The 23,413-nt window shown below is 59.2% G+C and carries 22 protein-coding genes and 1 pseudogene; 18 read left to right on the plus strand and 5 right to left on the minus strand.

Annotation, left to right across the window (positions count from 1 at the left end):
- Positions 1–546 precede the first annotated feature (546 nt).
- The 7 genes from FJ527_RS21770 (at position 547) to FJ527_RS21805 (ending at position 8,821) form a co-directional block, all read left to right on the plus strand.
- A complete protein-coding gene (locus FJ527_RS21770) occupies positions 547–2,124 on the plus strand; it encodes a hypothetical protein (protein WP_140619259.1) in 1,578 nt (525 codons plus the stop codon).
- A complete protein-coding gene (locus tag FJ527_RS21775) occupies positions 2,096–3,298 on the plus strand; it encodes a PAN domain-containing protein (RefSeq protein ID WP_140661299.1) in 1,203 nt (400 codons plus the stop codon). The genes FJ527_RS21770 and FJ527_RS21775 overlap by 29 nt, the downstream gene beginning before the upstream one ends.
- Positions 3,299–3,389: 91 nt before the next feature.
- Positions 3,390–4,220 carry a thermonuclease family protein gene (locus tag FJ527_RS21780; protein WP_246677763.1) on the plus strand — a complete coding sequence of 277 codons (831 nt, stop codon included), beginning with the start codon at positions 3,390–3,392 and terminating at the stop codon, positions 4,218–4,220.
- Positions 4,221–5,128: 908 nt separating this feature from the next.
- Entirely contained in the window at positions 5,129–6,025 is an 897-nt protein-coding gene (locus FJ527_RS29685) for a hypothetical protein (protein ID WP_246677764.1), read from the plus strand.
- A gap of 105 nt (positions 6,026–6,130) precedes the next feature.
- On the plus strand, positions 6,131–7,057 hold the full coding sequence (locus tag FJ527_RS21790) for a radical SAM protein (RefSeq protein WP_140619262.1): 927 nt from the start codon (positions 6,131–6,133) through the stop codon (positions 7,055–7,057).
- Entirely contained in the window at positions 7,054–7,665 is a 612-nt protein-coding gene (gene betI, locus FJ527_RS21795) for a transcriptional regulator BetI (RefSeq protein ID WP_181166433.1), read from the plus strand. The genes FJ527_RS21790 and betI overlap by 4 nt, the downstream gene beginning before the upstream one ends.
- Before the next feature lie 373 nt (positions 7,666–8,038).
- Positions 8,039–8,821, plus strand: coding sequence for an alpha/beta hydrolase (locus FJ527_RS21805; protein ID WP_140619319.1), 783 nt, complete (start codon positions 8,039–8,041; stop codon positions 8,819–8,821).
- 199 nt (positions 8,822–9,020) lie between these two features.
- Here FJ527_RS21805 and FJ527_RS21810 read toward each other — a convergent pair whose 3' ends face one another.
- A complete protein-coding gene (locus FJ527_RS21810; protein ID WP_348642619.1) occupies positions 9,021–10,262 on the minus strand; it encodes a GMC family oxidoreductase N-terminal domain-containing protein in 1,242 nt (413 codons plus the stop codon).
- 250 nt (positions 10,263–10,512) lie between these two features.
- Positions 10,513–10,950, minus strand: a complete 438-nt coding sequence (locus FJ527_RS29930; protein WP_348641177.1) for a DUF1127 domain-containing protein — start codon at positions 10,948–10,950, stop codon at positions 10,513–10,515.
- Positions 10,951–10,976: 26 nt separating this feature from the next.
- Between FJ527_RS29930 and FJ527_RS21820 the strand changes: the two genes are divergently transcribed.
- The 7 genes and pseudogenes from FJ527_RS21820 (at position 10,977) to FJ527_RS21860 (ending at position 15,810) form a co-directional block, all read left to right on the plus strand.
- Positions 10,977–11,186: a DUF3072 domain-containing protein gene (locus FJ527_RS21820; protein WP_140619266.1), complete on the plus strand. Its 210-nt coding sequence runs from the start codon at positions 10,977–10,979 to the stop codon at positions 11,184–11,186.
- Between the two features lie 156 nt (positions 11,187–11,342).
- Positions 11,343–11,816, plus strand: coding sequence for a YidB family protein (locus FJ527_RS21825; protein ID WP_140619268.1), 474 nt, complete (start codon positions 11,343–11,345; stop codon positions 11,814–11,816).
- 831 nt (positions 11,817–12,647) lie between these two features.
- On the plus strand, positions 12,648–13,157 hold the full coding sequence (locus tag FJ527_RS21835) for an EF-hand domain-containing protein (protein ID WP_140619270.1): 510 nt from the start codon (positions 12,648–12,650) through the stop codon (positions 13,155–13,157).
- A 239-nt stretch (positions 13,158–13,396) separates the two neighbouring features.
- Positions 13,397–13,690, plus strand: coding sequence for a hypothetical protein (locus FJ527_RS21840; RefSeq protein ID WP_140619272.1), 294 nt, complete (start codon positions 13,397–13,399; stop codon positions 13,688–13,690).
- A gap of 195 nt (positions 13,691–13,885) precedes the next feature.
- Positions 13,886–14,409: pseudogene (gene folP / locus FJ527_RS21845) on the plus strand (dihydropteroate synthase); the annotation flags it as partial.
- Between the two features lie 3 nt (positions 14,410–14,412).
- On the plus strand, positions 14,413–14,772 hold the full coding sequence (gene folB, locus FJ527_RS21850; protein ID WP_023773903.1) for a dihydroneopterin aldolase: 360 nt from the start codon (positions 14,413–14,415) through the stop codon (positions 14,770–14,772).
- A gap of 711 nt (positions 14,773–15,483) precedes the next feature.
- On the plus strand, positions 15,484–15,810 hold the full coding sequence (locus FJ527_RS21860) for a SemiSWEET transporter (RefSeq protein WP_140620524.1): 327 nt from the start codon (positions 15,484–15,486) through the stop codon (positions 15,808–15,810).
- A gap of 75 nt (positions 15,811–15,885) precedes the next feature.
- Here the strand turns inward: FJ527_RS21860 and FJ527_RS21865 are convergent, their stop codons facing one another.
- Both FJ527_RS21865 and FJ527_RS29935 read right to left on the minus strand, forming a co-directional pair.
- Complete coding sequence (locus FJ527_RS21865; protein WP_246677766.1) at positions 15,886–17,394, minus strand: protein adenylyltransferase SelO; 1,509 nt, start codon at positions 17,392–17,394, stop codon at positions 15,886–15,888.
- Positions 17,395–17,660: 266 nt separating this feature from the next.
- On the minus strand, positions 17,661–17,867 hold the full coding sequence (locus FJ527_RS29935; RefSeq protein WP_246681399.1) for a helix-turn-helix transcriptional regulator: 207 nt from the start codon (positions 17,865–17,867) through the stop codon (positions 17,661–17,663).
- Between the two features lie 839 nt (positions 17,868–18,706).
- Here FJ527_RS29935 and FJ527_RS21875 point away from each other — a divergent pair.
- The 3 genes from FJ527_RS21875 (at position 18,707) to FJ527_RS21885 (ending at position 20,434) form a co-directional block, all read left to right on the plus strand.
- Positions 18,707–19,444, plus strand: a complete 738-nt coding sequence (locus FJ527_RS21875) for a Crp/Fnr family transcriptional regulator (protein WP_140620522.1) — start codon at positions 18,707–18,709, stop codon at positions 19,442–19,444.
- Positions 19,445–19,460: 16 nt separating this feature from the next.
- Positions 19,461–19,724, plus strand: a complete 264-nt coding sequence (locus FJ527_RS21880) for a hypothetical protein (protein ID WP_140620521.1) — start codon at positions 19,461–19,463, stop codon at positions 19,722–19,724.
- Positions 19,725–20,092: 368 nt separating this feature from the next.
- On the plus strand, positions 20,093–20,434 hold the full coding sequence (locus FJ527_RS21885; protein ID WP_140620519.1) for a hypothetical protein: 342 nt from the start codon (positions 20,093–20,095) through the stop codon (positions 20,432–20,434).
- Positions 20,435–20,710: 276 nt separating this feature from the next.
- On the opposite strand, the gene FJ527_RS29695 is transcribed toward FJ527_RS21885, so the two are convergent.
- On the minus strand, positions 20,711–20,917 hold the full coding sequence (locus FJ527_RS29695; protein ID WP_246677767.1) for a hypothetical protein: 207 nt from the start codon (positions 20,915–20,917) through the stop codon (positions 20,711–20,713).
- A 43-nt stretch (positions 20,918–20,960) separates the two neighbouring features.
- Between FJ527_RS29695 and FJ527_RS21890 the strand changes: the two genes are divergently transcribed.
- Positions 20,961–23,354, plus strand: coding sequence for an EAL domain-containing protein (locus FJ527_RS21890; RefSeq protein ID WP_246677768.1), 2,394 nt, complete (start codon positions 20,961–20,963; stop codon positions 23,352–23,354).
- The last annotated feature ends 59 nt before the right edge of the window (positions 23,355–23,413 follow it).

A 23,413-nucleotide genomic window follows, 5' to 3' on the forward strand; every position in this document is an offset into this window, starting at 1 on the left:
TCATCTAAAGCTGGCATCCCGCTGTCCAACTCATCTCGTCCGGAAGGGCGATTTGATGCGATCACTATCTAGAAAGCCGAATGCCAGCCTTCGCGACTTATATTAGTCCTGACGGGGAAGTGGCCTTCACGCGCTGGGCTCACATCGGGACTCAGGGCCGTCGAATAAATGCCGGGGTTCCAGGCACCGGATTGAGCTTCACGCGAAAGCTTGGGTGCAAGCGCCCGAAGGCGTTAGCCGAAAATATCGACGAGATGCCGTCACCTCGCCAAAGCTTTTTTGTCCGAGGCGCTGTCGGCGCATTTCGAGTGGCGACGCGGCGTTGATACTTGTTCTCGTCGCAGGGTTGCTCAACCGCTAACGGGCAACCGTATTCGCGCCCGTCGTCCCACAGATATTCTATCGATATCCAGGCGTGAAAGTAACGATGTTTCTCGAAATCAAGGAGATTCACCAAGCGCACGGCAATTTTTGATGCAAAGACCGGTGTTGAGTGGCAAGGTGCACTGGGGATATAGGGAGGCGGGGAGCCTGATGTACGCAAGTATGAGCCAGAAGCTGGCCAGCTATGGCCAGTGGACATACCGTGGCGCGTGGGCACTGGAGATCATAGCTTCAATCATTGGCCTTGCCACGGGTCTTGTATTGGGCGTCCAAGCCTTCGAAGCAAGTCAGTCTGCAACCGCGATGGACCTCATTCTGGCCAGTGCGCCGTTCTTCATCGTCTCGATCGCAGAGCTTACGAAGATTCCGATAGCCACCCTTTTGTACAGCGCCTCCTGGTTATGGAAGCCGTTTATCCTGGTGTTTCTTCTTCTTTTGGCCGGTATCACTTTTGAGACGGTCTTACTGGGCCTGGAGCGAGCCGGCACCCTTCGCGAACTGCAATATGAGGAGCTGGCCGATGGGATCGACACGCTTAACAGAGAGAGCGCGAAGCTGACCGCCTCCGATCAGACCGCGCAGCAGACTGACCAGGTCGCGAAGGCAAGGGCGGATCTGGAAGAGGTGAGTGCGCTTGCCGACAAAGCTCGCAAGGAGATTCAAGACCGCATCGCCGATGTCGATTCGGAACTCCAGGCTGCCACTGTGTTGACGCCGGAGGCGGCCAGAGCAAGAGAACAGGTTCGCGAGAGCGAGCAAAGGCGAGCGGACTTGATTGCCGAACGAGACGGCAAAGTTAAGCAGGCCGTAGAGGAATTTGAAAGACAGAGGGACAGTTTCGTCCAGCGGATCAAAGACGCTCGAGAATCTGGCGATGCTGCGTCCGTGAAGCACTGGGAAGACGAGATCGGAAAACTTGCCAATCCTCGCACCAAGATGGAAGCGAAATACGAACCGCAAATCGTCGCCATAGATCAAGAGATCGCGGCCGCCCGAACAGAGTTCGACCGCTTGAGGGCCGAAAGCCCCGAGATGACCACCGACCAGAAGCAGGTGCTTCAAAACCGGCGAAGTGACCTCGAAAAGTCGCTGGACGCCACGGCCGCGGATTGGGAGCAGCGCCTCAACCAGGCGCGGAGTACGTTGGCTGCCGCCCAATCGGCGGAGGCCTCCCAGGATAAGGTATTGGCTGCAAATCAGGCGCGGCGCGACGAAATTGCGAGCCAATTGGGCGAACTTGAAAAGAAGCGGATCCCGCTCGCTCGAACAGACCAGATTCGACGCATCGCAGCTCGCTGGTACGGCGAAAAGCCGGAGGAAGTAAGCGAGGCCCAAGCAGGAAAGGTTGCGGCAATCTGGTTCGGCTCGCTCGCCGTAATTGCCGGATTGGCCGGTCCGATCACTGCCATGGTGGCTCTCGGCTTGCAGAGAATTGCAGCACAGGCCGAAGACCGCTCTGAGAGCCGGCTGTCGAGACTGATCAGACGAGTGCTATTAAGATGGCGCTGGCGCCGTGTTCGCACCGTTAAGGTCCCTTTTGAAGTGGTTGTCGACAGGGAGGTCGAGAAACGGGTTGAGGTTCCCGTCGAGAAGGTCGTGAAAGAAATCCTCTATGTGCCGGTTTTGACCGACGATCCTGATGCTCTTCGAAAGGCGCTGAACGAGGATTTGCCTGCGGAGGTCGCCGATCTCGTCAAGGTGTCTGCAAAGGGTGGTCGCAAACGTGCTGATCCGGCATAACACGGCCCTTTTTGAGCGGGCTGTTGATCTGGTCGTCAAACAGGCGGCCATCCCGACGCTGCAGGCTGAGGCTGCAGCGCATGACAAGATAGCCCGCGCAAACGCCTTCAGGAGGATGATGACGGGCGGTGCGATCGCGATCGCTGCTGTTGGTATCGGTTACGGGGCGGCGCTGTTCTTCGGGCGAGACCACCAGCTGCCTCCCGTCGTCGACACAACGCAAACCGAAAAACGCGACGACAGGATACCAACAACGGAGAAATTACCCCAGGACAGTAAGACGGAGCGGACGGAAGCGCCTGCCCCCGAAGTGACTCCCAAACCGGACACGACAACTCCGACTCAGGCTCCAAAACCACCTGACGTCGTAACCGCGGACTTCAACAAGTTCCTCACTCGAGAAATCGACTGGCAGGGTTCGCATTGGTCCTTGGTTTCTGGCCATCATTTCAATGACGAACACGATGCGACTTGGGACCATGCCTGGTGTTACACACGCCGGCTTGTTAATGGCGTCGATGTAAATGTGGACCTGGTGAACCGGGCCTCCCCAACGGCGCGGCCGCAGGCGCCGGTGTCGCCTTCGATGACTCTCGCGTCCATCGGTGTGAATGACGCATCAGCTTTGGAACTCGCTTCGAAATGCGTATGGCTCGACAAAAGCAGCTTCAGCGCCAATGACTACGAGGCCCCAGCGGGCCGAGCCGAGGCGGCCAACAAACTCGTTGCCCAGGATGGCTGGGATGCGATGGGCTCCGACCTCCCGAGTATGCCGCTATGGAATGTATCATTCGACCAATGTCAGACCCAATGCGAGGGCGACAATCGCTGCGCTGCCATCACATACGACAAAAAGCACTCTGCATGTTTCATGAAAGGGGACGCATCTGTTTTGGTGAAGGATCCAGATGCCACCATGGCAGCCAAGCAGGTTGTTGGGGGTAAACTTCAATACTCCAGTCTCGTTTTCTACAAGAACACCGTTGTGGTGGGTGAGTCCTATTCGAACGTCCCTAGCGCATATGCCGATTGTGTCATGGCATGTGCGATGGATCAGAAATGCTTGGGCTTCAATTTCGATTCCCCGAACAAGATGTGTTCAATGCTGGATCGGGTAGACTCGCTGGCCCTGTTTAAGGGGGTGGCTTCGGGGAGCAAGACAGCGGGGAATTGATGACCGTTAGGCGACCACACCCTAGGGCGCCGGCGCGGCCTCTGTTGGCTTGTGCGGGCGGCGTCGCCTATTCCTCTTGGGGAGTGAGGGCGTGGACAAATCCCGATACGACAATCGGTCCGACCAATGGCGCAAACGCAGAGGCGCACAACGACGACGTGCACGTCTGCTGGCGAGCATTCCGAAGCGGCTGGTGTTCGTGACGATAGCGGCGATTGCCGCCTACGTGACGCAGTTCGTCCTGCAGCACAGTGAAGACGCACCCGACCTGAATGTTTCCCACTGGATTGGACGTTCACCGGACCCGATCGCCGGGATTGCTTCGGTGATCGACGGCGACACGATCGAGATTCACGGACAGCGCATCCGCTTCAACGGCATTGACGCGCCCGAGACCGCGCAGCAGTGTGACGACTCCAAGGGCTTTCGATATCAGTGCGGCGTCAAGTCGGCCGTTGCCCTCGTTACGTTCCTGACCCTCTCCAGGCCCACGCACTGCACATTCGTCTCTTGGGACCGCTACGGCCGCTATGTAGGCGACTGCTACCGTACAGACGGCAAGAGCGTGGCCGGCTGGCTGGTCGAGAATGGCTTGGCGTTGGATTGGCCCAAATATAGTCACGGGGCCTATGCAGGGCAACAGGCGAAGGCCAAAGCGGCAAAGATCGGTCTGTGGGCTGGCGCATTTCAGGCGCCTTGGGAATGGCGGGCAGAGCACAGAGACGGCGTTAAGCCATCTAGCAGCCAACCGCTCGGTATTATCGGCGGCCCTCAGGTGGCGCAGAGCTACTTCTGCCAGCCGCGCCGAACCTGCCCGCAGATCAGCTCCTGCGACGAGGCGAACTGGTATCTGGCCAACTGCCCCTGGGGCGGGAAACTCGACCGCGACAAGGATGGCATTCCGTGCGAGAGCCTATGCTGAGATATGTGTAGGGTCGCCGACGAGAGCACACGAGACTTTTGGGAATCGTTGAGCCTACGGCCTCCCCTGGCATATGTTTTTTGAATAAAGCCATCCTTCGATATTCAAACTCTGAATTTGAAGTATAATGGCTGGGGTGGAGATTTCCGGCCAAGTGGGGCTGCACGGCGCAGAGCAGTTTACAATTGAGATTCCGCAGAACTTTCGCAGTTTTGTGGATGGTGCATTAGTTCGTGTCCAAGCTCAATATCCATCCCTTCGCTTTGTCGTATCGGCTGATCGACGTCGCTTGCATCTCTTCGAATGATTTGGACGACGTGCGCAAAAGCGTGCTCCATGCCGTCTACCGAGAGAAGATCTACGTTGAGACACTGCCACTTCGGCAAGCCTTGATCGAAGCGGTGACTGCGAAATGACCGTATGGCCACTCAAGTTTCGCGAGTGTGGCGGCGGCGAATTTCTCTTAACCGACCATGCCGGCGGGTTCTTCCTCAGCGATCAGTCATTTCTCGAACGGTATGTCGGCAACAATCTAACGTCGGCCGATCAGACTTTTCTCCGTGAAAATGGCCATTCCTTCGAACGGGAAGGCGACCCCGACTGGACGGCATTTTCCTTTCGATGGGCTCGACGCCAATCAAAGAGCAGCAGGAACTTTCGTACGTTATCCTCGTGCCAACGCTACGCTGCAATTTGACGTGCGGCTACTGTCAGGTTTCCCGAGCGCCGGAAACAGCACGAGGTTTCGACTGGAGGGACGAGACGCTGAACGCGGCTCTCGGCTTATCGGAGAAATGAAAGGGCCACGGATTAAGGTCGAGTTTCAAGGCGGCGAACCTTTGCTGCGTGTTGATCTGCTTGAATAGATACGCTCATTCACCCGGGCGACGTTTCCGGGCAGCCAGTTTGTGGTCTGCACAAATCTGCAACGCCTGGGCGATCGAGAATGGGCTTACCCAGAGCAAGCCGATACCTTCGTCAGCACCTCGCTCGACGGAGATCGAGATACCCATCAGCGCCAGCGCACCCACGATGATCCGACAACCGACACGTTCTTCAAAAACCTCGCCGAAGCCGTGCGTCGTCTTGGACCGGGTAAGGTATCCGCGCTTCCGACGATCGACGTTGATGAGCCGCCGGATTTCGAGGAGCTAGTCGGCAATTTCGAGCGCTACGGGATGCAATCGATCTATCTCAGGCCGATAAACCACCAAGGATTTGCTCGCCGCCGAAGAAGCGATCCGCATTCGATAGCCAAGTGGAATACGCTTCATTCCAGCTTCATCGACTACCTGATTGATCGCAACCACCGCACTGGTCGTTACGTCGAGGAATATTCTTTCAGCCACTGCCTAAGGAGATTCCTCAGATCGGGGGTTGACGATCATGTCGATCTTCGCAATCCCAACTTCTTCGCTTCGGACTACATAGTCATTGATCATGACGGGCAGCTTTACCCGACAGACGAGGCAAGGATGCTTTCGCGTATAGGGTACGTCGATCTGTCGATCGGCACGGTGACGGCCGGCATCGACCAGGCAAAGATCGGGTTGCTCAATAGTGCCTCGCTCAACACCTTTGATCAGGACTGCATCCACTGCGTCTATCAGCCCTTCTGCGGGACAGACGTTGTAGACGATCTGTCGAGGGTCGGACGAATTGACCTCGTTCGCACCGATACTGGTTCTGCCAGCGACATCTGCGCCTCTTCGACAAGGTTGTGGAGGTTATCAGTCGGCGGGATGAAGCCGCGCTTCGATCGGTCGCCAAATGGACCCGTGTGCCCTCGTGGGGGGATCACATGATCCCTGTGCATACATGATCCCTGTGCATACATGATCCCGCTCCGGCTCAAGATCGAGACTGACGTTGTAGATCCATATGTGGTTCGGCTGCGGTCGTGCGAAGGAATGCCTGAGCCGCTGGGCAACGTCAGTTGTCTGGATGCAGTATTGGAAACCGCCGACGGCGAAAAGGCGCTCTTTACGGGGGCGGCAGGCAGCCTTCACCTGTTTGGGGTCGATCCATCCGAGGTGGACGGTGATGTTGTGTTTGTCGTGCCATCCCGCAAAACGGCACATCGGCTAATCCGGGCGAACTCTCGCCACAACACACTTTTGAGCCCCGAACGCTGCGACCAGCTGTGCGTGATGTGCTCGCAGCCACCGAAAAAGCAGCACGTCGACATGTTTCTTTTTTTCGAGACGGCCGTGCTTCTGACGCCGGAGGATTCAATCATTGGCCTGTCAGGTGGAGAGCCGACGCTTTTCAAATCGGAGCTATTCCACTTCTTGCGAAAGACGATGGAGCAGCGGCGTGACATCAACTTTCACATCCTGACCAACGCGCAGCATTTTGAACGCGATGATCTCGCTAGGCTCCGTGATTTGGATTTAAGCCGAATCCTTTGGGGGGTTCCCGTCTACTCGAGCGACAGCGCGACCCACGATCATGTCGTCGGAAAGCCAGGAGCCTTCAATCAGGTAAGGAACAACCTTTCTATCCTTTGCGAGGCTGGGGCAAAAATCGAGTTGCGAACCGTACTTATGAAGCCCAACGCACCCGGGCTGCTGGACCTAGCCAGGTTCGTGACGGTTGCCCTGCCATTCATCGACACGTGGGCAATCATGCAGCTCGAAAATATCGGCTATGCTCGCAAGGACTGGGATTCTCTGTTTTTCGATAGTTCCTTGGGCTTCGACTTGGTGAGCAAGGCGCTGGATTTATCGATCAGCCGTGGCATCGACACCAAGCTCTACAATTTCCCGCTGTGCACTGTTCCTCCTGACTATCGCGCATTCGCACCATCCACGATTTCGGATTGGAAACGGGCTTGAGGAAGCGAACGAAAATCGAGGACATCCGGCGTGTCGAACTGGTCGCCGCCGCGCACCGTGTGTTCCTCGTGCATGGGCTGCAAGGTATGACTTCGGCCCGCATATGCCGTGAAGCCGGCATGTCGCCGGGCATCCTGGCTTATTATTTCAAAGGCAAGGACGAGGTTCTCTTCGGGATAGTGCGGCACAACAATCGGATCCTGATGGAGGACGTCGTCGCGAAATTGAGGGCAGCGAAGACACCCTGGCAGCGGTTCATCGCCGTGGTCGAGGGAAACTTCCCCGAGAATGCATTCGAACCGAACGTGGCGAAGGCTTGGCTGTCCGTCTGCGCGGCGGCTGCCAGCAGTTCTCAATTCGCGCTTTTGCAGGCGATCTTCTATCGGCGCCTGAAGTCAAACCCGAGTTCGGCGTTCGCGGGTGTGCTTGATCCCACGAGCCTGCGCGCAGCTTCGTTGGCGGTCGGTGCGCTGATTGACGGCATGTGGCTCCGCAAGGCTGCGGGTGACGACGTTTCCCGCGATCAGGCCATCGAGATAATCGTGGCGCATATCAAAGGCACTTTGACCGGCGAGGCGCTGGAATGGCTCACCAGTGCCGAAGGTTGAACTAGTTTCGGTCAAGGTCGTCCAAGCGGGGATAAATCTTTGCGCCGCACTTCCCGTCTCCAGGCATCGGGTCCATCGAGAAAGATGGCGATCACTTCAAATGGGTGCCCAGAGACAAGCCCAAGTAGGCATGCCATCAGAACGACATAGCCATATTCCTTGGCGACTTCGCCACCGGCCGTCATCGAAAGTTTCGTGGCACCTTTGCTGGCTTAAGTCCAGGAGATGATGTCATCACGAAGCGGTGACGACTGTAACGAACACTGGGCGGGCTGCGAAGGTTGGGTATGAGCGGCAAGCGTTTGCGGCTCGCCTCGCTCGAAGTTTCGATGCGAGTTGGATTCAACTCAGCTGTCCTCCCAAGGAACCCACAATCATGATCAACAGGCGTACTTTCTCGACCGCGCTTGCCGCTGGAATGGCAACAACCCTGCTGGCCGGCGCCGAGAAGGCCCGAGCGCAGACAGGCTCCAAAATTCGCAATGTCGTCCTGGTGCATGGCGCGTATGCCGATGGCTCGTGCTGGTCGGAGGTAATTGGCATTCTTCAGAAGGCCGGCCTCAACGCAACCGCCGTCCAACATCCGCTGACCACTCTGGAGGCCGGTGTCGAGGCAACGCGGCGCGCGATCGCGCTTCAGGACGGACCAACCGTGCTTGTCGCACATTCCTTTGCCGGCATGATCGTCACCGAGGCAGGGGTGGATCCGAAGATCGCTTCACTCGTCTACGTCGCGGCGCGTGCACCCGACGCCGGCGAAGACTATACCGCACTCGCCAAGACTTTCGCGGCGCCGCCGGCCTCTGCCGGCCTCGTCTGGTCCGGAGGCTATGGCAAGCTCAACGAGGAGGCTTTCCTGCGGGATTTCGCCGGCGGTATTCCTCGCGAGAAGGCGCGCATTCTTTATGCCGCCCAAGCACCGATTTCAGACAAGCTTTTCACCGGAAAGACGACACAGGCGGCCTGGCGCTCGAAGCCGAGCTGGTACGCCGTCTCGGCCCAGGATCGCACGATCAACCCGGATCTCGAGCGCTTCATGGCCAAGCGCATGAACGCAAAGACCATCGAAGTGAAGGCAAGCCACTTGTCGCTGATTTCTCATCCGCACGAGATTGCCCAGCTCATCCTGGAAGCTGCGGGGCGGCAAAGCGCCTGACGCGGCTTCGGATTGAGGGCGGCGCGCAAGCCGCCGCCTCCGCGGTGCGTCCCAGTCAGTCAAGCGAACTGGCGGGACCTGTTCGCTAACGCCGAGACGCGATTCATCACGTCCCTGCGATTGGCCGGTTCACACCTTAGAAAGACGACGGCCAGTCGTTTGTTGCCAGAGAAGCCACAAAAATGGAGCCAATGATGTTTCAAAGCGACGATGGTAGCGAAATGGGCGACTTCCGGAGTCGAAAACGGAAACTCTCCCACGAGCCCAACCGGCAAAGGCGTTGGGTCCGGAGCCTTCCGGATTGTAGCGCCCGCACATCGTTCGGAGCGTGTCGGCTGCGATCTCGATATGGTCTGACGGCTTTGGCCCCGTGATCCGCAATCTCCCGCGGCTGCCAGGGCGTGCAAGGCTGGCCAGCAGCGTCCACGAGCCAGGAGGCGGCGGTATCTCTCCACGCCTCGAAATCCAATTGTGGCGCTGCGATCCCCTGCAAATCCGGGGTGGCGAGCGACGGATCGCTCTTCCAGAAGAAGGTCGCTTCTCCGCCGCTGTTGCGAAGCGGGAGCGGCGTCCGATATTCAAAAACGCAGGGAACCGCGATGTGGTCCTGAAAATTGCGCCCAACGCCCGGGAGATGCTGCACCACCTCGATGCCGGCCGCGGTCAGGTCGCGCTCATCGCCGATACCCGATTGCATCAGCACCTTGGGCGTGTTGATGGCACCGAGCGAAAGAACTGTCTCGCAGCGTGCCAAGGTCCGATGGATAACGCCCTCGTGGACAAACGCCACCCCGACGGCGCTTTTACCCTCCAGGAGGACGCGCGTCACCAAGGCGCCGGTGAGCACGGTGAGGTTCTGCCGGTCCATATAGGGGTAGATATAGGTGCGAAAGACCGACTGGCGGCGGCCGTCGCGGATGCGGAGATTGAACAGGGCGGCACCGCCGTTGCCTTCCATCATTTGGCCGTTGTGGTCGTCGAAGGTCGGAATGCCGACGGTTCTGGCGGCGTCCACTACCGCCGGCGCCACAGGATGCGGATCACGCGCCGGCTCGACATGGACGAGACCGCCCTTGCCCTGCCGCAAGGGGTCCGGCACCCCTTGCCAGTCCTCGATGCCGCGAAAGATGCCGAGAACGGCATCGTAGCCCCAACCCGGATCGCCGGCTTGTTTGGCGAAATAGTCCCAGTCGTTCCGGTGCCCGCGCGCCCAATTAGTGACGTTGACGCTCGAGCCGCCGCCCAGCACCTTGCCCATGGAGAGCGGCAGCCGACGGCCGTTGAGCAATGGATTGGGCAAGGCTTCAAATCCCCAATCACGTCTCGTGCCGAAATTGGCCGGCCATTGTCCCGGGTCCCAGACGCGTTGCACGTCATCGGTCCCGCCGGCCTCGAGCAACAGCACCGAGGCGTCGCCGGTCTCCGCGAGACGGCGCGCCACCACCCATCCCGATGATCCTGATCCGCAAACGATGAAATCGTAGGACGGTCGGATATCGGCCGCGAGTTGGCGCTGGTTGGCGTGGATACGAACATCGAGCTCGGATGTTGCGGTGGTTCTTCCCGACGTCATGCTGGATCTCCGTGTGGGCGGGTGTGCGCGGACATTTTTGAGAATGGCGGCACGAGCTTCGCCGCCCTCCAGGTAGGGCCGAGATTCCGAATGATCGAGATCGGCGTCCGATCGTGCACTATTTCGCCAGGTGCGCTGGCTGCTGTTCCGGCAGACGGCCGTGTTGAACAGCCGCGTAAAGGATCTCTCCGCGACTTAGGCCGATGTCCGCAAGCAGGCGGTCGTCCAATTGCAGCAGTTTCATGATGTCGCGCCGGATCTGACGCCGATGCCTGAACCAAGCCGCAAATTGTCTGACTGGTTTCAGCAGACCCGCCCCCCAAGAGGAGATGCTGGGATCCGGCCCTGTTGAACCAATGCGGGGGTGACGCGTCTCCGAGGAGACGCTTGCGTCAAACATTCGGCGTCCACGGTCCCTGACCGGGAGCGCGGCAATGTGCAAGCCGGATGGTATATCACTTGCGCATGCTGGCGCCGCCGTGCCTGACGCCCCAGCCCAACCTAAGCGAGCCCCAGCCTTGAGAAAACGATTGGAACAAAAAGGGATCAAACGCATTCCCTAGGCTACGACAGGAGATTGCAATGGAAGACTTGCGCGCAAAAACCGATGCAAACGTCGAGAAAGATCCCGACCAATGGGTGAGTGGTGACGACCCGATGACGCCGTCCCAGGCCTCCTATCTGAAAACCCTGTGTGAGCAGGCTGAGGATCAGGAAAGCTTTGCAGACAACCTCAGCAAGGCAGAGGCGTCTAAGCGCATAGATGCACTGAGGGCAAAGCTGAAACTTTAAGCACCGGCTCGGGCGCTCTATCGTTACCAAACTTGACCTTCCGTCTCGCGCGATGGAGCGGTCGCGATTGCCAAGCCGTTCCTGATATTGCTGGCAATTGCGGGAACTTTTGGCAGGGCGAGACCTTCTCCATGTTCGAAACCACAGGAGGAACGAGTGGCCAATCTAGGAAGACTTGCGATCGCTATGCTGGGGGTTTTGGCTTATCAAAACCGCGACAAGATCGCGGAGGCGATCCGCGGAGCGGGAGAGCGCGATCCCACTAATCCGCAAGGCGGGATACTGGACCAGGTGTCGAAGGGCCTATCCGGCACCGCGCTGGGCGATATTCTTGACCGCTTTAGAAATGCAGGTGCCGGGTCGAAGGTGGACTCCTGGGTTGGCACTGGGCCGAACCAGCCGATCGAGCCGCACGAGGTGGAAACGGCGATTGACGCTCAGACACTGGAAGCACTTTCCCGCCAGACCGGCCTCTCGCGCGAGGAGCTGATTGCAAGGGTTACCAGGGATTTGCCCGATGCGGTTAACCAGATGACCCCCGACGGCACCCTCCCAGCAGACCACCGAACAAAAGTCCCAGACCAGCCCAACCTGCTCGACGACGTGCCTTCCCGGCCGAGACAAAGCTAATTCCAGATGACGGAAGCGGACTGGAGAGGTGCGAAACCGAGGAGATTGGATCGAGCGAGCAATGGCAGCCGGAAAGTAGGGACAAGCGAAACGCCTATTGTGGATCGCCAGACTGCGAGGGCAATCGCCGAGCTCGACCTCTTGGCAGTGTTGCTTGATTCGCGCTGGCGAATCCCGGGAACGCCAATTCGGTTCGGACTGGATGCTCTGGTAGGCCTGGTGCCTGTGCTGGGAGATACAGCAACCGGTTGATCTCGGCTTACATTGTGCTGCGAGCCCGCAAATGCGGCGCTGGGAAGCTGTTGGTTGCTCGGATGTTGGCCAATGTGCTGTTTGATACCGTCTTGGGAAGCGTGCCCGTCCTCGGATCGGTCTTCGATATTTACTACAAGTCGAACAACCGCAACATCCGCCTGCTTCGTGGCCATCTAAGCCGTCAGGTTGCTGAACGGTAGTTCGCAGGGCATCACCCATGCGGCGTTCGCGACCGGGAAGCGGCCGGTGTTGGCCGGAGACGATGCCGTTGCCGCCAACTTGGAATGTTTCATCCAGCCGCACTCTCGGAACTGGCTGCGGAATCTGCGCCACCTTTGTCGATGTGGGTTCAATGAGTTCGGCAAAATCGGTGAAGACCGATCTTTGTTGCGCCGCTGGCAAATCTGCGCAGCGATCAGGTGATCGGTAAGGTCGATTCCGACAAAGACAGCCAGCGCTTTGCTGAGGTGATCGGAGCTATGCCGCTTTTGCGCCCGATGCCTAGGAACCATGAACCGACCTGCTGGTTTGGACAGCACGCCGGGTGGTCGGCGTGGCAGTTAATGGAGAAACCCAATGACACGAGCATTCACGACTACAGTATTGGCGGCCGCGTTCGCTATGCTCGCCCCGTCCGCCTTTGCGCAATCGGCGGATGTTCCCAAGCCCGCATCACCAGCCCAGGATCGGACGGCGGACGAAGCCGGACAGAACCAGCAAGCAATGCGTCAAATGATGCGCGAGATGATGGATGAGATGCTGCAGGAAAAAACAGCAAAGGATCGAGACCCCGAGGCAGATTGGCGACACAGGGGCCCAAGGCTTCAGGACGACGAGATGAGCGATCGTGATACGGGACGTATGAAGCACGGCCGCAGGGCGGGAGCCGATATGATGCAGGGTGCCAAAATGAGGATCACGTTCGCCATCATGGACACCGACGGTGATGGTACACTGTCGCGGACGGAGGTTCAGGATTTCATTGGGCGAATTTTCAACGCTGTCGACGAGGACGGCGATGAAAGCGTCGACATGCAGGAACTCCAATCCTTTTTCCGTCCCGGAGAAGACCAGGACCGACGTTAGCACCGACAGGTTGTACCTCGGCCTGCTCGACGTCTGAAGCTAGGGCCCACAGGAGATGGCTCGGAGCACGGTATTTGGCTCCCCACCGTCTCATGCTCCGCCGATACTCGGTAGGATCAACGGGGTAAAGACCTGCGCAGAGCTCGCACGAGGCTGGACGGCTGTGCCCGTCGACGACCATAGGTCAAGCATTCCAAAGAAGTGGCTCTAGGCAAGCATTGCGAGGTTTAGGGGCAAAGATGCATCTGGTCCAGATTCTGCTACCTCGCGCCGACAACGCAGGAAAGCCCTTCGCCAAGCAAGAGTTTGACCGTGTGAAGGAGGAGCTCGCGCTCCGCTTCGACGGTGTCACCGCGTATTTGCGCGCGCCTGCGGAAGGTGTGTGGAGGCAGGAAGCAGACGAGATCGTCATCTTCGAGGTTATGACTCACGAAGTCGATCTGCCCGATTGGCAAAGGCGGCGTTCGGAATTGGAGCGGCGGTTCCGCCAAAAGCAGGTTGTGATTCGGTATCTGCCGATGGCTTTGGTCTAGCGCCTGCGGCAATGGTGTGGCCCAGACGATGACCGAGTGCATGCCGCTTCACGTCTGAGGTATACTGCAAGGCAGCTTCGGACTCAGTGCGCCAAACCGCTGATTCAAACTCAGTCAACGGTGGCTCGGCTGTCCTCAAAGGACGATGGCTAGCTGACGGTCTGCACTTCCTGACGGCCACTTTGACAAGATAAACGCCTAGCTCATGCGAGCGGTGCGCATATCGTCAACGACGTCTGGGGTCTGCAGCGCGAGCCAGACATTGCGCGGTGGCGGCCGATACCGGCGCCGGGCTCGTCATCATGCATACCGGACGGGATCGCGACAAGCTGCCCGATGTGATCGCCGACCAGCTGGCGTTCCTGGGAAAATCGCTTGAGATCGGGCGCGGGCAAGGTGTCGCCGACGGCCATATCGTGCTCGATCCCGGCTTCGGCTTCGCCAAGGAGACGGCGGAGGAAAACCTCGATCTGATGGCACGGTTTGCCGAGCTTGGCGCGCTCGGCTTCCCGCTGATGGCCGGTACGTCGCGAAAGCGTTTCATCGGCACCGTCACCGGCCGCGACGCCGCCGACCGGGCGGCCGGCACGGCGGCGACCAGCGTCATTCTCCGGCTCAAGGGCGCGCATCTGTTTCGCGTCCATGATGTCGCAATCAACGTGGACGCGCTGGCGGTGGCGGATGCTATGCTGGCGCGGGAAACCGGATCGGAACGCTGAGCCATGTATGTCATCCGCATGAAGAATTGCGCCTTCTTTGCCCGGCATGGCGTGCTGGACGAGGAAGAAGCGCTGGGGCAGCGCTTCTATGTCGATGCCTCGCTCACCGTCGAGCCGGGACGCGCGCTCGTCGATGACGCCATCGGGGAAACCGTCAACTACGGCGTCGCCTTCACCGTCATCGAGGAGATCATCACCGGACACCGGCGCTTCCTGATCGAGGCGCTGGCCCTGGAAGTCGCGAAGGCTCTCACCGGGCGCTTTCCCCAGATCCGGAAAGCCGAGGTCACCGTTCGCAAGCCCAATGCGCCGGTGCCTGGCGTGCTCGATTACGTCGAGGTGACCGTTGTCTGGCCCGAATAACACCGTCTATCTGAGCCTCGGCGGCAATCTGGGCGATCCGGCGGCGTCGCCCTCAAGCTCATTTCCTGTAAATTTACATGTTGGAAGATCCCTCTGGACAGGGTTCGAACTGCCTCAACCCTGGCTTCGTCAACGCACCGCACCTTCTGCCGCCCAGCGTCACCGGTCAGCCGCCGGCGAGACGGACGACGTGTCAGGGCTCGTTGTTGCCCAGACGCACTGCTACTTGGTGGGGTATCACAAAGATCCGCTTGCCTTAACACACGTTAGTTTCTTCCGCTTGCTTCCAACTTATAAAGTCGAGCGATGAGTGATCCCCGGCAAGCACGCAAGATCTATTTGGAAGCAGCTCACCTCGGTAGCCGTCGGGCGCGGGCGAGCGCTGAAGACTTGCTTCGTACCATTGAGGAGACACGGCGCCTTATCCAAGCGTTCCGCGACTTGCTGTCGCGGCTCAAAGCGGCTGAGCTTCGAACCTGATCACCACCCTCAGAAGCCGCTCTGATCTGCTGACAGATTGTGTGGGAACATCCCCATGCGGCAGGGCGTCCCTGGCCATCTCGGCCAGTGCTGTGATTGGCTCTCGCTGGGCGGCTTCCAACCGGGGAAGCACTGTGCCCTCGGTACCCAAAGACTTTGCCGGTATCGCCGAGGTCGAACAAGCGGGCCTTTCGGGCGTGCGAATGAAGCCGATAGTCGGAGGTTGGTTGCGTGGAAAAGGTCACGCTCATCGGTTCGCTGGCAGCGCTGTGCTCAATGACCAGTTTTGCCCCGCAAGCCTGGAAGATCATCAAGACCCGGGACACGGCTGGCATATCCGCGTGGATGTATGCCATCACTGTGCTGGGCTTCGTGCTGTGGCTGACTTTCGGCATCATTAAAGGCGAATGGCCCATCATAGTCACCAACGCTGTCTGCCTCGTGCTCGCCACTTTTATCCTGCTGATGAGGGTCCTTCCCAGTTCCAAGAGGGAGATGGTGGCGGACGCAATCGATCCTTCGCCTGGCTCCGAGAGGCCTCGCCCGCCCGCGTCCTGAGGCCTGTCTCGTTAGCTTGACCCGGCCCTACAGAGTTCGCCCGCGTCGGTGGCGTCTCGCGGCATGGCGGGGATGTCACGTGCCACAGAAGGTCTGCAGAACGCGCTCGTGCGGCTTGGGTGGTTTCGCATAATAGGACAGCGTGGGCTGTTCCTCGAACGGCCGTGACACGACTGCCAACAATTGCTCGAAGATTCGGAAGTCATCGTCCTCCACCGCAGCCTTGATCATTGTCTCTACGCGATGGTTGCGAGGAATGAACTTGGGATTGCTGCCGTGCATCGCGGCTTTGCGCGTCGAGGTGGCGCCGCCGTCCCGCGCCAAGCGATTTCGCCAGCGCATCGACCAGGCATCGAAGGGGCCGGGATCCTCAAACAGCCGCCTCGCGGTAGCTTGGGCGCCAGGGATGTCGAGGTCATCTCCCAGCAAGCGGAAGGTGAGCGTGAAATCCGCTCGCCCACGCGCCATCACATCCAACAGATCGTTGGCAAGGTCCAAGTCACCGTCAGCTTCATTCAGCAGCCCAAGCTTTGTCCTGAACCCGCGATGTAAAATAGCTTCGTAGCGAGCGTGAAATTCCCCTAGTGCCTGCTCGGCCTGCGAGATTGACTCACCCTCGCGCTCGCTCAGGAGCGGCAGCAGGGTCTCGGCGAAGCGTGCCAGATTCCAGACTGCCACCCGAGGTTGGTTGCCGTAGGCGTAGCGGCCATATTGATCGATGGAGCTGAACACCGCTTGCGGATCGTATGAATCCATGAACGCGCACGGTCCATAGTCAATCGTCTCTCCGGATATCGACATGTTGTCGGTGTTCATGACGCCGTGGATGAAGCCGAGCAACATCCACCGCGCCACCAGTTCCGCTTGCGCCGCGATCACAGCCTCGAGCAGAGCCAGGTAAGGTCTCGGTTTCCTGGCCGCCTCGGGAAAATGACGCTGGATGGCATAGTCGCAAAGGAGCTTCAGCGCTTCTACATCATTGCGGGCGGCAAAGTATTGGAAAGTGCCGATACGGATATGACTCGCCGCCACCCTGGTCAGCACAGCCCCTGGCAGCTGACGCTCGCGGTAGACTGGGTCCCCGGTAAGCACCGCCGCAAGACTTCGGGTGGTCGGTATGCCAAGCGCAGCCATTGCTTCGCTGACCACGTATTCACGAAGCACCGGACCAAGCGCAGCACGGCCATCGCCGTTGCGCGAAAATCGGGTCGGTCCTGAACCCTTCAGCTGGATATCCCGACGCACGCCGTGCATATCGACGACCTCGCCCAGCAGTGCTGCGCGTCCGTCGCCCAGTTGGGGGACGAAGTTGCCGAATTGGTGGCCAGCGTAGGCTAAAGCTATAGGGTGCAGTCCATCTGGAAAATTGTTCCCGGCAAGCACGGCGATCCCAGCAGGGCTCCCGAGGTGATCGGGATCAAGCCTTAACTCCAGAGCTAGGGGCTCGTTCAGCCGGATTAGCCTGGGGTTTGAAACCGGGTGGAGAGGGGCACGCGCGAAGAAATGATCCGGTAACTGGGCATAGCTCTGCTGAAAAGGCCAGATCGGGCTCCGCATGGCTGATCCGGCTGTGGATGAAGGCATGAGGTTCTCCTTCGCTGTGGCAGAGGTCGGAACCATGTCGATCACTGCGTCGATGCCGATGGCAACCCGCGGCCGCCGGCTCGCTCCCGGTTCATCCCGCGGCTTTGTTGGCTTTCCCGAACTTCTGCTCCGGTGCTGCCGCCGCACCCCCGCTCCAAACGCCTGCAGCGCATGGCTGGCTAAGGCGTCGTTCCTGCCCTGTGCTACCGCACGCGCGGCTACAGCATTTGGCCTGCTTGGGTTTCAAAGGGGCGGCCTGCATTTCCCTAACCGCCTTCTCGGGTCGCAGGGCACTGCTCCAGTGCTCCTGCTTCACCTTGTGCTTTGATCGGGCCATCTGTGGAGAACCGAATGCCGCCCGCTTCAAATGCATTTCGAATCGCTGAAAGTTTACGCGGGCCAGGCACTCGCCGACCGCTTTCGAAATCTCGTATCGCACCTTCGCTGAGGCCTGCCTTCGCAGCGAGCCGCACCTGCGGCCATTCAGCAGACCTCGCGCTATCCGCGATTGCTCCGGCGTCAGATCAGTCACCGAACTCTCTTCTCGCCATCGAGCCCGAGCCCATTTGATGCATCGGACGGCCCCAGGCTGCTCCCCAGGATGCGTCTCAGCGCGGCCAACCGCGACGACGGCGACATCACGGCCGCCCATATATCTGCGCGAGCCAGGTCTGCCGGTTCCTAACCAGTTCTAAGCCTCCCCGAGGAGGAGGTGTCTGCCGCTGCGAGACGTCGAGCGAGAGGGCTGGGGTTCTACGTCTCGTGCGCATCGGGGCCCGGAGATGAAAATTGGACGCATTGGCGAATTGAAGGTGGAGGTCATGAGATCCCTCGATCAGGTTCTCCGAACCGAAATCAACCCAATTTGTTCCGGCTCGATGCCCGTGACGGCCGCAGTATAAAGAAAAGCGTGAGCGGAAACTGCTCAGCATTCCTCGCTACGCACTTCGACGCCGTCGGCTTCCCGAGGGGAGAGAAACGAACCTGGAATGTACGTCAAATGTCTACAGTCAGGACGCCCCCAGGATTCCCTCCTATGACGCTCGAGCCTGTGCGCGGCATTGTCCAAAAGCTCGTGAAAGGGACCGGAGTGACGGCGGCACAAGCACTGGAGTTCATTTCGCTGCTCGGGACGAATTGCGCATCCTCGTCCGAGAGGCGAAAGCTCTGGCCAAGGGTCCAGGCGCCCCGGAACTGCAGCCGTTGAGTTGGCAAACGCCTCGGGCCCTTTAACAGGTCCTTCCCAGACCGGGTGCAAGGAACATTAGCGCCCAGCCCAAGTTCGGCACGTAACGCAATCCGGTCACGAAAATTGACACAGGCCACTTCCCCGAACGTTTTGATCCGTAAGCTTCAGACAATCTGTGATCTGACGCAGTCAGATATCGGCATTTTAGAGGGGATCGAATTCCAGAAGCGGGACTTTCAGGCCGATCAGGACATTGTGCGCGAAGGAGATCGCCCCACCCATTCATTTGTGATCCTGGAGGGTCTGGTGGGGTCCACAAAATTGACTGGGGAGGGTAAACGGCAGATCACATCGTTCTTTGTTCCGGGCGACATTCCTGATCTCCACGGAATGCACCTGTCTGTTTTGGATTGTACCTTCTCACCACTCACGCGCGTCAGCGTTGGCTTCATGCGGCATGATGCGTTGCGGGCCATTTGCGACCAACATCCTTCGATTGCGACGGTGTTTTGGCGCTCGACGCTGATCGACGCGGCTATATATCGAGAGTGGGTCACCAACGTTGGAAGGCGCGACGCGTATGCCCGCATGGCGCATATTCTGTGCGAACTCATCGTCCGCCTTCGCGCTATGGGGCTCATCAAGGACCATGTGGCGGAGCTTCCGATTACGCAGGCGGAACTTGCCGACGCCTTGGGCTTGTCGACCGTGCACGTGAACCGAACGCTGCAGGATCTTCGAGGCGACGGACTGATTGTTACCGAGGGCTCCCGATTTCACGCTGTTGACTGGCCTGGCCTCGTTCGAGCCGGAGACTTTGAGACCGCCTACCTGCACCAAAGGAACGCGACGAGCTTGTGAGGTGGAGGTGGGTTCTATGGCGAGATATTTCTTTGACACCTACGAAAGCGATGCGGTCATCAAAGATGAGACAGGCATCGAATGTGGGGGGATCGAAGCCGCACGAAACGAGGCGCTAGCAGGTCTGATCGACTTGACTCGAGACTCCCTGAAGGACGTCGACGGGCATCAATTGGCGATTGAAATCCGGGACGAGAATGACAAGAAGCTGGTCAGGCTGAGCCTCTCTCTTCAAATGCTGCTATCGAGCCGTCCTAGTGCTCCGACGGCCGAGCCGTGATTTGCTGAACGTCAGGACAAGGCTTAGCCCATTGTTTCATTGCTGCTGGAAATTGCGGAGAGATGACCCAGCCGGTACGCGACACAGCGGGGGTCGAGACGTCGCTACAGAGACCAGGTTTCGCGGAAGGCGACCGGTGCTGGCGCCAGTCGCGGCCCATTCAAAAGATGCCAAAACATCTGCTGCAAGCGCACAAGGCTCAAAAGCAGCGAGAAAGTCCAAGTGAAGACGCTTCAAAGCAAGCCGGCAGCATTTCGATTGTCGGATTGGTACCAACTCCCCTTCACTTATCATTTGAGCTTGCTCGGTCCGATACCCGGCTTAGTCTGTAAACGGCTCTATCAGTCCGGCCTGCGGACGCTTCAAAGTTGACTCTGGTGTTTTACGCGTTTGCGCCATCCGTCGATGGTCAGCGCGACTCCGGTGACGAACCGCCCCCCAGAACAGGGATGGATGTCATGCTTCAAGACCAAACCGATAGCCGAAAAATTCTCCAGGTTGCGGCAGATGAACTTTCCGACGCAACAGATCCACGCCTGATTGCCGCGCTCAGATTGGTCGCCCGCTCCTATCGAGCGCAATCCGTCGAGGCTGCAGATGATCTGGTGGAGCTCACGCTCCGCACCGCCATTCAGGAGGCGGAGGGGCGACCTGAGGAAATCAGTCTGTTCAACTGGCTCAGCGCTATTATGGCGCGATATCGAAAGTGAGAGCGCGGGGGGCCGCCGTCCCGCTCCCAACCTGCAGGCACGTCAAATTGCCCTTCCGATGCACCCAGCCAGGCGCGGCGTCTTGCTCGTCCGGGCAGGTCGGGATGCTCGTCGGGAGCGCTGCTTCCAAGAGTGCCGCTGTCTGAGATCCCACGCCGGACGTGACCTCCTTGCTATCGCCACCCAATGCTGAAATTGCCCGGCATCATGGAAAACCAAATTTAAGTACTTTCTACTAGGGTCGGCCGAGGGTTAGTCCCGGGAAAGGTATTTGGGTCAATTGGCCAGCACCGCATCCAGTCTCAGCCGGTTGAGACACTCGTTTTTTTCTTCGGCAAACGTGCCGGCGGCGATCGCTTTTGTGGTGCTTGTAATCTGCGCTGTTTTGGCGGACCGGGAAAACAGGATCGTTTCAGACCAATTGGCGCGCGCCGACGTCTTGGCCAAAGTGAACATCATAAGGACCAAGCTGGAAGGCAACATCAACGGCAATCTCCAGCTTACGCGCGGCCTCGTTTCGGCAATCGTGACCGAGCCCTATATGGGGCAACAGAGGTTTGCGGCGCTGGCAAGCAACCTGCTTGAGCAGGAATCTCAACTGCGCAACATCGCTGGCGCGCCGGACCTCATTATCTCGCTCATGTATCCAATGGTTGGCAACGAAAAGGCCATCGGCCTGGATTACCGCAAGAACGATGCCCAACGCACCGCCGCCCTCAGGGCGCGCGACCTGCGGGCGCCCGTGCTGGCCGGTCCGGTCGACCTGGCGCAGGGCGGCCATGGCTTCATTGGCCGCTTTCCGGTCTTCGTGAAGACGGCGGGCGGTGGTGAGCGCTTCTGGGGCATCGTCTCGGCCGTCGTTGATGTCGAGCGCCTCTATAAAGCAAGCGGCCTTTTGGACGCCGATCTCGATATCGAGATCGCCCTGACCGGCAAGGACGGTCTTGGCGGGACTGGTGATCGCTTTTTCGGTGGCGAGAGTATAACGCGCGCCAACCCAGTGACCGAGACGGTGCACCTGCCCTCCGGTTCCTGGCAGATCGCCGCAATCCCAAAAGGTGGCTGGGCCTCATCGGCGAAGAATGCCTGGATCTTGCGGGCCATCATGCTATTGGCCGGTGCGCTTGTCGTGCTGCCCATTCTCGTTGCGGGGCGGCTGTTCGGCGAAAGGCAGAAAAACTTCGCCGAGCTCAGGCGATTGTCCGGTCGCCTGGAACTCGCGCTGGATGCGTCGGGGATCGGTGTCTGGGAGCACAACATCGCCACCAACGAGCTGGTGTGGGACGACCGAGTCAACGAAATCTACGGCAAGCCGGCTGACCGGAAGCCGCGCGGCTATGATGACTGGGCGTCAGTGATTCATCCGCAGGACATCGAACGGGCGCAGCAGGATTTCGATGCCGCGGCGGCGGTGAAGGGCCCCTATTCCTCGCAATACCGGATTGTCCATCCGAATGGCGAGATCCGGCATGTGCGCACGCGCGCGACCTATTTCCAGGAGCGCAACGAGACGCCCAGGATGATCGGCGCCGAATGGGACGTGACAAGCGACGTCGAGCTCAATGAAAACCTAGTGCGAGAAAGGCATCTGTCGGAACTCAGGAACGCCGAGCTTGAAGTGGCCAAGGGGCGCATCGAACATGTGGCGCTCCACGATTCGCTCACCGGGCTGCCGAACCGCCGCTATCTCGACGACATGCTGGCGACGAGCACGCGTCGGGGAGAACGAACTGCGCTCCTGCATCTGGATCTCGACCGATTCAAGCAGATCAACGACACGCTCGGACACGCGGCCGGTGACGCCATGTTGATGCATGCCTCGAAGGTCATCACGGCTAATGCGGGACCAGCCGACTTCGTGGCACGCATTGGCGGCGACGAGTTCGTGGTGATTTGCGCCGGGCGCGACGACGCCGAGCTCGCCGCGCTGGCCGACCGCATCATCGATGAGATGCGGCAACCCGTCGATTTTCGTGGCCACCAATGCCGGTTCGGCGTCAGCATCGGTATTGCGGCGAATACGGGCGAGGGGTTCGACGCACGGCAGCTCCTGGTCAATGCCGATCTCGCCCTCTACCGGGCGAAGAGCCGGGGCCGAAACCGCTACGAGTTCTTCAACGACGAGCTGCAAAGTGAAATCGTGCAGACCAAGCGGACCGCCGACGAGATCCTGGGTGGCCTCGAGCGCAACGAATTCATCGTTTTCTACCAGCCGCAGTTTGACGCCGAAACGTTGGACATTGTCGGCGTGGAAGCCTTAGCACGCTGGCAGCACCCGACGCGCGGGATCCTGGGTCCCGACGTCTTTCTCAGGGTAGCGGAGGAACTGAACGTCGTCGCGCTGATCGACCGAACGGTCCTCAAAAGGGCGTTGGCCGACTTTGAGCGCTGGCAGCTTCAACACCTCGACATTCCACACGTTTCGGTCAACGTTTCGGCACGCCGGCTTGAGGACAAGGACCTGATCGATGGCCTACGCAAGCTCAACATCGGCGAAGGTACGGTCTCCTTCGAACTTGTCGAGTCCATCTTCCTCGATGAGAATGACGACCTCGTGGCCTGGAACATCGAGCACATTAAGGACCTCGGTATCGACATTGAGATCGACGATTTCGGCACCGGCTACGCCTCGATCGTCAGTCTGCTCAAGCTTCAGCCGCGGCGACTGAAGATCGATCGCCAGCTGATCACACCCATCACCAGCTCGCTGCCGCAACGCCGTTTGGTGTCATCCATCATCGAGATCGGGAAATCGCTCGGAATCGAAGTGGTGGCCGAGGGCGTCGAGACGATGGAGCATGCGCGCATCTTGAAAGAGCTCGGCTGCGACCTGCTGCAGGGCTACGCGCTCGGCCGACCGATGGACGCCAAGGCTTTAGAATGCTTCGCGCAATCTCGCAGATGGCCGGCCACGGGATAGACGTCTGGCTCTCACTGAGTTAACGGGCGTTGGCATTTTTTCGTGACTACAGGGTAGGT

Source organism: Mesorhizobium sp. B2-4-18, assembly GCF_006441385.1.
Classification (GTDB): domain Bacteria; phylum Pseudomonadota; class Alphaproteobacteria; order Rhizobiales; family Rhizobiaceae; genus Mesorhizobium; species Mesorhizobium australicum.